Below are 8,773 nucleotides of genomic sequence, written 5' to 3'. Positions count from 1 at the left end.
TCCTCGGTCGCGGACTCGCTCTCGAGGGTGAAGCCGGCGGACCGCAGCGGCGTCGACAGGTCACGTGCACCGGAGACCACGACGAGGCCGCCGGGCACCAGCGCCCCCGAGCCGAGGGTCCGCAGGAAGGCGTCCGGGGAGGGGCCGTCGTCGAGCACGTGCTCCACGACCACGACGTCCACGGGAGCCACCAGGAACGGCTGCACCCACTCGTCGGCGCGGTTGGCGAGGTCCACCTCGGGGCCCCACTGCTCGTCGGCACCCGCGTCGAGGGGCCAGCGCAGGCACTCGACCTCGCGGTCGTGCTCCTGGGCGAGCCGGCGCGGCACGGTCGAGGGCTGCACGCCGATGTGCAGGACCCGGGGGCCGCCCGCCAGCGTGCTGTCGATGACCGCCGTGGTGTCGTCCTTGGCCCTCATCGCATGTCTCCCTGCTCGTGGCGGTTGCTGCCGCCGCGGCCCGCGGTCGTGACGATGGCGCGCTCCCGGGTCCTGTCCTCGGGCCACGGCACGTGCGAGACCTCGTCGTTGCGTCCGTCCCTGCCGGCGCGCGCGTCCACGGCGGCCCGCTCGACGAGGGCGTCGAACTCCTCGAGCCACTCCGGGGCGGCCCTGCGCACCGTACGCCGCCAGTTGCGCACCCACTTGCCGCGCAGGTGGGCCAGCGCCGCCTCGGGATCGCCACCGAGGGAGCGCTCGACGAAGAGGTAGCGGTTCCGTGTCATGTAGTACAGATGGTAGGGCGAGGGGAGGGCCCCGCTCGACCGCTTGAGGTGCACCATCCGGGCGCGCTGGTCGACGATGATCCGCCACCCCGCCCGGTGGGCGCGGCGGCACCAGTCGGTCTCCTCGAAGTACAGGAAGTACTCCTCCGGCAGCGGACCCACGGTCTCCAGGGTCGTCCGGCGGGCCAGCAGCGACGCTCCCGTCACGTAGTCGACCTCCAGCCGCCTGGGCGGCTCGGTGCCCTCGACGGGCTGGCCCTGGTGGATGTGGCGCGTCTCGCCGTGCTTGGCCTCGTCGACGATGCCGCCGTCGAACCAGATCACCGCCGGCTCACCTGGGTGCACGATGCGTGGACCGACCACGCCGCAGTCGGGGACGTCCTCGAAGACCTGGAGCATCCGGGGCAGCGTGTCGGGCTCGACGCGCGTGTCGGGGTTGAGCAGCCAGACGTACTCGTTGCCGCGCTCGAGGCACCGGGCGATGCCGAGGTTGCTGCCGCCGGCGTACCCGAGGTTGGCGCCGCTGCTGATCACCTCGGCCCGGGCGCCGAGCAGGGCGCGCAGCGCCTCGGCGGACGCGGGGGAGTCGGAGTTGTCGACGACCACGATGTCCAGGTCGAGGTCCCGCGAGGTCTCGAGCGACGCCACGCAGGCGGCGGTGTCGTCGGCGCTGTCGTGGTTGACGATCACGACACCCGTGCGACCGGGCTGGTGCGCGGGCGCAGACGAAGCGTCCCGTGGGCTCCCGGTCATGCGGCGCAGTGTAGACGGCGGAGGACCCCGCACCCGCGCTCGCCCGGGTCGCCGTCGCGCTCGGCGCTCGTTCACACGGACGTAACACGACGGCCACATCCGTTGCCTGCCCGCAACACGACGCGGCAGGCGAGGAAACGTCGCCCGAGCAGGGTTCTGGCCAACAGGTTGGGCCGCTGCATGACACCGTCGTCATGTCGACACGGACCATCCCCTCGAACGTTCCCTGGAGGTTCTGTGGACGGCTACTACGCCTTCATGCTGGTGGCGACTGCCTTCGTCCTGATGATGACGGTGCCCGCGCTGGCCCTGTTCTACGGCGGCATGTCGCGATCCAAGTCCGTGCTCAACATGATGATGATGTCGTTCATCGCCGCGGCCATCGTCGGCATCCTGTACGTCGCGATCGGCTGGTCGATGGGCTTCGGCGGGGAGGGCACGTTCTTCGCCAACCCCTTCGAGCTGCTCTGGCTCGACGGTGTCACCACCGACAACTACATCTACGTGATGTTCCAGATGACCTTTGCGATCATCACGGTCGCGCTGATCAGTGGCGCGGTCGCGGACCGGCTCAAGTTCTCGGCGTGGCTGGTGTTCGTGCCCCTCTGGGCGGTCATCGTCTACTTCCCGATGGCTCACATGGTCTTCAGCTGCACCCCCGACTCGCTCATCTGCGGTCGCATCGGCGCCCAGGACTACGCGGGCGGGACCGCGGTCCACATCAACGCCGGTGTCGCGGCGCTGGTGCTGGTGCTGCTGCTCGGCAAGCGCATCGGCTGGCCCAAGGACCAGATGCGCCCGCACAACCTGACCCTGACCATGCTCGGGGCGGGCATGCTGTGGCTGGGCTGGTACGGCTTCAACGTCGGCTCGATCGTCTTCGGCACGACCTTCGACGAGGACCCCGACGCCTTCCTCTCGCAGTTCTACTCCGAGACCGGCCGCACCTTCGCCAACACCACGCTGGCCACCCTCGCCGCGATCCTCGGCTGGCTGCTCATCGAGCGGCTGCTGCACGGCAAGGCCACCTCGCTCGGCGCCGCGTCCGGCATCGTCGCGGGCCTGGTCGCCATCACCCCGGCGGCCGGGGCCGTCAACCTCAGCGGCGCCGTGGCCATCGGCCTCATCGCCGGCGGCGTGTGCTCCTGGGCGGTCAGCCTCAAGTACAGGCTCGGGTACGACGACTCGCTCGACGTGGTGGGCGTCCACCTGGTCGGCGGCATCATCGGCACCGTGCTGATCGGCGTGTTCTCCACCTCCGCCGGAGCCGGCGGGATCGACGGCCTCCTCTACGGGGGCGGCTGGGGATCCCTGGGCGACCAGACCCTCGGAGTCCTGGTGGCCATCACCTTCTCCGGCGTGCTGACCGCGATCATCGGCCTGGCCATCAAGTACACGATCGGACTTCGCCTCGACGAGGAGGACGAGGTCAACGGCATCGACCTCGCCGAGCACGGCGAGACCGCCTACGACCTGCACAGTGGCAGCAGTGGCGGTGGGACCGGCATCCTGGCCGCGAGCACCGTCAGCCCCTCGAGCACCCAAGGAGCCAACGCATGAAGCTCGTGACCGCAGTCATCAAGCCCCACAAGTGGGAGGACGTCCGTGAGGCGCTGGAGACCTTCGGGGTCACCGGCATGACCGTCTCGGAGGTCAGCGGCTACGGCCGCCAGAAGGGCCACACCGAGGTCTACCGCGGGGCCGAGTACGACATCGCCCTCGTGCCCAAGATCCGGATCGAGATCGTCGTCGACGACGCGGACGCCGAGGACGTGGTCGGCATCATCGTCAAGACGGCACAGACCGGCCGGATCGGCGACGGCAAGGTCTGGGTGAGCCCGGTCGAGACCGTCGTGAGGGTCCGCACCGGGGACACCGACGAAGCTGCCCTCTGAGCAGACCCCCACACTGGCCCGTCGGGACTCGTCCCGGCGGGCCAGTGGCGTACCCGGGGGATCCCCGGGGAGGATCGGAGACACGATGACTGCCCCCGAGAGAGCCGCCCGCACCCAGGATGCCGACCAGCTGTGCCGCGCGGCGTACGACGCCTGCCACGGGCCCGAGGTCGGTGTCGCGCTCGTCGCCGTGGGTGGCTACGGGCGCGGCGAGCTCGCCCCGCACTCGGACCTGGACGTGGTGCTGGTGCACGACGCGGCCGTCGACCCCGGCGCCCTGGCCGAGAAGGTCTGGTACCCGCTGTGGGACTCCGGCTCCCGCCTCGACCACTCGGTGCGCTCGTTGCCCCAGATGGTCGCCGCCGCCGAGGAGGACCTCAAGGTCGCCCTCGGGCTGCTCGACGTGCGCCACCTCGCCGGCGACCCCAACCTCACGCTGCGGCTGCGTGCCACCATGCTGGCCGCGTGGCGACGCGAGGCCCGCGACCGGCTCCCCGAGCTGCGCTCGCTGGTGGACAAGCGCCACGAGGTGGTCGGCGAGCTCGCCCACGTCTCGGTGCCCGACGTCAAGGAGGCCGAGGGCGGCCTGCGGGACGCGACCGTCCTCAAGGCGCTCGAGACGACCTGGCTGGTGGACGTGTCCGGGCCGGAGCTGGAGAGGTCGCGCCAGGCCCTGCTCGACTTCCGCGACCTGCTCCACGCCGAGACGCGCCGGCCCACCGACCGCGTGGCCCCCGAGCTCTGGGACGCGCTGGCCGCCAGCCTCGGCCTGGACGACGCCGCGGCGGCACAGCGCCACGTCCGCGAGATCGGCCGCCGGGTCACCCACCTGTCCCGGCTGACCTGGCGCCGCGTGGCGTCCGTGCTGGCCCGTCCCACGTCGGTGCGCGACGCCCGCCGCCCGGCCCTCGAGCCGATCGCCCCCGGCGTCGCGCTGTCACGCGGCGAGGTGGTGCTGGACGCGCGGGCGCGACCCGACCGCGACCCGGTGCTGCTGCTCCGCGCGGCGGCGGAGGCCGCCGAGCGCGACGTCGTGCTCGCCCCCGCCACCGCTGCCCGGCTGGTGCGCGAGTGCGCCCCGCTGCCCACCCCCTGGCCTGCGGAGGCCCGGGACGCCCTGGTGAGCCTGCTCGCGTCCGGCGACGGACTCCTCGGTGTCTGGGAGACCCTCGAGGAGACCGGCGCCCTCGCCGGCTTCCTCCCGGAGTGGGAGCGCATCCGGCTGCTTCCCCACGCCTCGGCGATCCACCGCTTCACCGTCGACCGGCACGTGGTCGAGACCTGCGTCGAGGCCTCCCGCCTCATCCGCAGCGTCGCTCGCCCCGACGTCCTGCTGGTCGCGGCGCTGCTGCACGACATCGGCAAGGGCGGGCTGACCGAGCACTCGGTGGCCGGCGAGCCGATCGCCCGCGAGATCGCGGAGCGGATGGGCTTCGAGCCCGAGGCCGTCGACCTGGTCACGCTGCTCGTGCGCTGGCACCTGCTCCTGTCCGAGACGGCCACCTCGCGCGACCCCGACGATCCCGCCACCATCGACGCGGTGCTGGCGAAGGTGCCCTCCGCGGAGGCGCTGACCCTGCTGCTCGCCCTCACCGAGGCCGATGGGCGGGCCGCGTCGGCCAAGGCGTGGTCGACGTGGCGGGCCGGCCTCGTGACCAGGCTGGCCACCCACGCCCTGGCCCGCGCCGCCGGCGAGGAGGTCCCGCCCGAGGGTGATCAGTGGGTCCCGGTGCCCGACGTCGTACGCCGCGGTGGGGCGTGGGTGGGTGTCGAGCCCGACGACGGGGGAGCGCGGGTGACCGTCGTCGCCCCCGACCGGATCGGCCTGCTCGCCGACGCCGCAGCGGTGCTCGCCCTGCAGCGGGTGTCCGTGCGCTCCGCGCGGGCCTGGGCGCAGGACCCCGACGACTCCGCCGGCGCGTCCGGCGCCGCACCGGTCGGTGTCTCGGTCTGGGAGGTCGCCGACCCCGATCTCGACCCCGCCGTGCTCCGCGAGCGCCTGGTGGCGATCAGCGAGGGTCGCCTCGACGCCTCCGCCCGGCTGTCGCGACCGGCGCCGAGCCGGCTCGACCCGGTCGTCGCGGTCCGGCACGGCGAGTCGCGTCGGGCCACCGTGCTCGAGGTGCGGATGGACGACCGGCCGGGCGTCGTGCACCTCGTCTGCGCCGCGCTCGCGTCCTGCGACATCTCGGTGCGCTCGGCCCATGTGTCGACGGTGGGGCCGCAGGCGGTGGACGTGTTCTACCTGCAGGAGCAGGGCGCCGGCCGGCTCTCCGACGAGCGGGCCGCCGAGGCCGCCCACGCGGTGCGGGACGCGCTGGTCGGCACGGTGGTCGAGCAGGGCGTCCGACGGTGTTGCTACGGCGTGCAGGTCACTTCCGGGCCTCGTCGAGCACCCGGTCGTGGCGCAGCGACGTGCGGGCGGTCTCCTTGGCGAAGAACACGGCGATCAGCGTGATCACCGAGGCGATGGTCATGTAGATCGCGACGCTGTTGACGTTCGCCGACCCGTTGGTGGCCGGGCCGAGCAGCTTGATGGCGATGATCGGAGCCAGGGCACCGGCGAAGATCGAGGCCAGCTGGTAGCCCACCGAGGCGCCGGTGTAGCGCACCGAGGTGCCGAACAGCTCGGAGAAGAACGCCGCCTGCGGGGAGTACATCAGTGCGTGCAGGATGAGGCCGACGACCACCGCGAGCAGGATCTTGCCCTCGGACTTGCTGGCGATGAGGTCGAAGAAGATCCACGACCAGGCCGCGACGCCGATGGCGCCCGCGATGTAGAGCGGACGGCGGCCCACCCGGTCGCTGAGCGCCCCGATGAGCGGGATGGTCACGAAGTGCACGACGGCACCGATGAGCAGCGCCTCGAGGATGATGCTCTTGTCACCCGTGGTCCCGACGTACGTCRTGAGGAAGGTGATGGAGATGACCGTGAACAGGTAGTACGAGATGTTCTCGGCCATCCGCATGCCCATCGCGACCAGGACCTCGCGCGGGTACTTCTTGATGACCTCGAAGAGCGGCACGTGCGCCTTCTCGGATGTCGAGAGCTGGCTCTGGGACTCCTTGAAGACCGGCGACTCCTCGATCGAGAGGCGCACCCACAGGCCGATGATGACGAGCACGGCGCTCAGCATGAACGGGATGCGCCAGCCCCAGGCGTTGAACGCGTCGTCGGACTGCACGGCCGCGAGGATCCACAGCACGCCGGTGGCGAGCAGGTTGCCCAGCGCCACGCCGGCCTGCGGCCACGACGACCAGAACCCGCGCTGCGAGTCCTCGCCGTGCTCGGCGGCCATGAGCACCGCGCCGCCCCACTCGCCGCCGACGGCGAAGCCCTGCACCAGGCGGCAGAGCAGGAGCAGGAGCGGGGCGCCGATACCGATGCTGGCGTACGTCGGGAGCAGGCCGATCGCGAAGGTCGCGATCCCCATCAGCAGCAGCGAGCTGACCAGCATCTTCTTGCGGCCGACCCGGTCACCGAAGTGGCCGAAGACGATGCCGCCCAGGGGGCGCGCCACGAATCCGAGCGCGTACGTGCCGAACGCCAGCAGGGTCGCGGTGGCGGCCTCGTTCTCGGGGAAGAACAGGGTGCCGAAGACGAGCGCCGCGGCCGATCCGTAGAGGAAGAAGTCGTACCACTCGACGGCGGTGCCGACCAGGGACGCGAAGACGACCTTGACGATGTTGGTGTCGCCAGGCCCCTGCTCCGCTCGGGTGGGATGGGTGACGGGGGATGTCATGTGCTGGGTGTTCCTTTCGGGGGGATCACGCGGGGTGCGTGGTCAGGCGGCGGTCCAGCCGCCGTCGATGAGCAGGGAGGAGCCGGTCATGGAGTCGCTCCCGGGGAGGCAGAAGCCGGCCACGGCACGCGCGACCTCGTCGGGCTCGACGAGGCGTCGTACGGGCGTGCGGGCGAGCAGGACGGTGTCGAGCACCTCCGACTCGTCGATGCCGTGGGCCTTGGCCTGGTCGGCGACCTGGCCCTCCACGAGGGGGGTGCGGACGTAGCCCGGGCACACCGTGTTGCTGGTGACGCCCTTGCCGGCCGCCTCGAGGGCGATCACCTTGGAGAGCCCCTCGAGGCCGTGCTTGGCGCTGACGTACGCCGCCTTGTACGGCGAGGCGCGGTGGCCGTGGACGCTCGAGACGTGCACGATCCGGCCCCAGCCGCGCTCGTACATGCCCGGCAGCAGCTTGCGGGCGAGCAGGAACGGGGCCTCGAGCATCAGGCGCTGGATGAGCCGGAACTGCTCGGGGTCGAACTCCTCGATCGGCGCCACGTGCTGGACGCCGGCGTTGTTGACGAGGATGTCGGCATCGAGGGCGGCGGCGTCGATGGCGTCGGAGTCGGTGAGGTCGAGGCCCAGGGCGTCGCCGCCGAGGGTGGCGGCGACCTTCGCGGCGGCGGTCTCGTCGCGGTCGAGCACGGTGACGTGCGCGCCCAGGTCGGCCAGGTGGCCGGCGACGGCGGCGCCGATGCCGCTCGCGCCGCCCGTCACGAGCGCGCGACGACCCTCCAAGGGGGTGGGCCCGGGGGTCAGCACAGGTGTGGGCGCAGAGGGGTTGGGGGACATGGCCCCGACGCTAGGTCCCCGTGTGACGACCGGCACATGGGCGTGAGCCATACAAGATCGCCCACATGGTGTGGGCGAGGGCTACGTCATGCCTGGAGGCGGCTGACCCGCAGCGCGAGCTGGACGTCGAGCGCCCGCTCGGGGGCGCGCCAGGCGTCCCCCATCAGGCCGGTGACCCGGTCGAGCCGCTGGGTCACCGTGTTGGGGTGCACGTGCAGGGCGGCGGCGGTGTCCTTGAGGCTGCCGCCGCTGGCGAACCACGCGTCGAGCGTGGCCACCAGACTGGTGCCGCGCTGCTGGTCGTAGGCCGACACCGGCCCGAGCTCGCGCTCGACGAACTCGGCCAGCTGGGTGGGACCGTTGCCGCCGAGCAGCAGGCGGGCCACCCCGAGGCCGGCAGGATCGGTGACGTCCCCGACCCGGCCGAGGGTCACCAGGGTCTCCAGGCAGCCCCGGGCCTCGGCGTAGGTGGCCGACAGGTCGCGCGCCGGAGCAGGCCCCGCCACCCCGACCGTGGCGGACGTGCCGGCCCGCGCGACGGCCGCGGCGAGCTGCTGGCCGACCTGACGTGCGTCGGACGCGGGCACGACGAGCACCACGGCTCCCTCGTGCTCGCCCGCGACGCCGTGCATGCCGTCGGCGAGCCGGGACGCCGCCCGGGCGGTGGCCTGCCGACCACCGTCGGCGGGTCCGGCGACCGCCACGACGAGCGGTCCGTCGAGCTGGGCACCATGACGGCGGGCGCGCTCTCGCACCAGCACCGTGTCGTGGGGCGTGGGCGCCAGCAGGTCGCGCAGCAGCTCGCCGCCGATGCGCTCCTCGGC

The 8,773-nt window shown here is 72.3% G+C and carries 8 protein-coding genes; 3 read left to right on the top strand and 5 right to left on the bottom strand.

Annotation, left to right across the window (positions count from 1 at the left end; all coding sequences use genetic code 11):
* Together AC1DQF_RS20435 and AC1DQF_RS20430 are read right to left on the bottom strand one after the other, a co-directional pair.
* The coding region (locus AC1DQF_RS20435; RefSeq protein WP_477527065.1) for a hypothetical protein at positions 1–419 on the bottom strand (419 nt) is incomplete at its 3' end.
* Positions 416–1,477: a glycosyltransferase family 2 protein gene (locus AC1DQF_RS20430; protein WP_477527064.1), complete on the bottom strand. Its 1,062-nt coding sequence runs from the start codon at positions 1,475–1,477 to the stop codon at positions 416–418. The genes AC1DQF_RS20430 and AC1DQF_RS20435, both read right to left, overlap by 4 nt.
* Before the next feature lie 237 nt (positions 1,478–1,714).
* Between AC1DQF_RS20430 and AC1DQF_RS20425 the strand changes: the two genes are divergently transcribed.
* From AC1DQF_RS20425 to AC1DQF_RS20415, 3 genes are all read left to right on the top strand, one after another.
* Positions 1,715–3,037, top strand: coding sequence for an ammonium transporter (locus AC1DQF_RS20425; protein WP_477527063.1), 1,323 nt, complete (start codon positions 1,715–1,717; stop codon positions 3,035–3,037).
* A complete protein-coding gene (locus AC1DQF_RS20420) occupies positions 3,034–3,372 on the top strand; it encodes a P-II family nitrogen regulator (RefSeq protein ID WP_477527062.1) in 339 nt (112 codons plus the stop codon). Before AC1DQF_RS20425 ends, AC1DQF_RS20420 begins: the two co-directional genes overlap by 4 nt.
* An 85-nt stretch (positions 3,373–3,457) precedes the next feature.
* Entirely contained in the window at positions 3,458–5,830 is a 2,373-nt protein-coding gene (locus AC1DQF_RS20415; protein WP_477527061.1) for a [protein-PII] uridylyltransferase, read from the top strand.
* Here AC1DQF_RS20415 and AC1DQF_RS20410 read toward each other — a convergent pair.
* The 3 genes from AC1DQF_RS20410 to AC1DQF_RS20400 all read right to left on the bottom strand — a co-directional run.
* A complete protein-coding gene (locus tag AC1DQF_RS20410) occupies positions 5,745–7,115 on the bottom strand; it encodes an MFS transporter (RefSeq protein ID WP_477527060.1) in 1,371 nt (456 codons plus the stop codon). The genes AC1DQF_RS20415 and AC1DQF_RS20410 overlap by 86 nt on opposite strands.
* A 42-nt stretch (positions 7,116–7,157) precedes the next feature.
* Entirely contained in the window at positions 7,158–7,949 is a 792-nt protein-coding gene (locus AC1DQF_RS20405) for a 3-hydroxybutyrate dehydrogenase (protein WP_477527059.1), read from the bottom strand.
* Between the two features lie 86 nt (positions 7,950–8,035).
* The coding region (locus AC1DQF_RS20400) for a PucR family transcriptional regulator (protein ID WP_477527058.1) at positions 8,036–8,773 on the bottom strand (738 nt) is incomplete at its 5' end.

This window comes from Nocardioides sp. P4_G4 (assembly GCF_056401085.1).
Note: the sequence above shows the minus strand (reverse complement) of the source record. Positions and strands in the feature narration are given on the sequence as shown.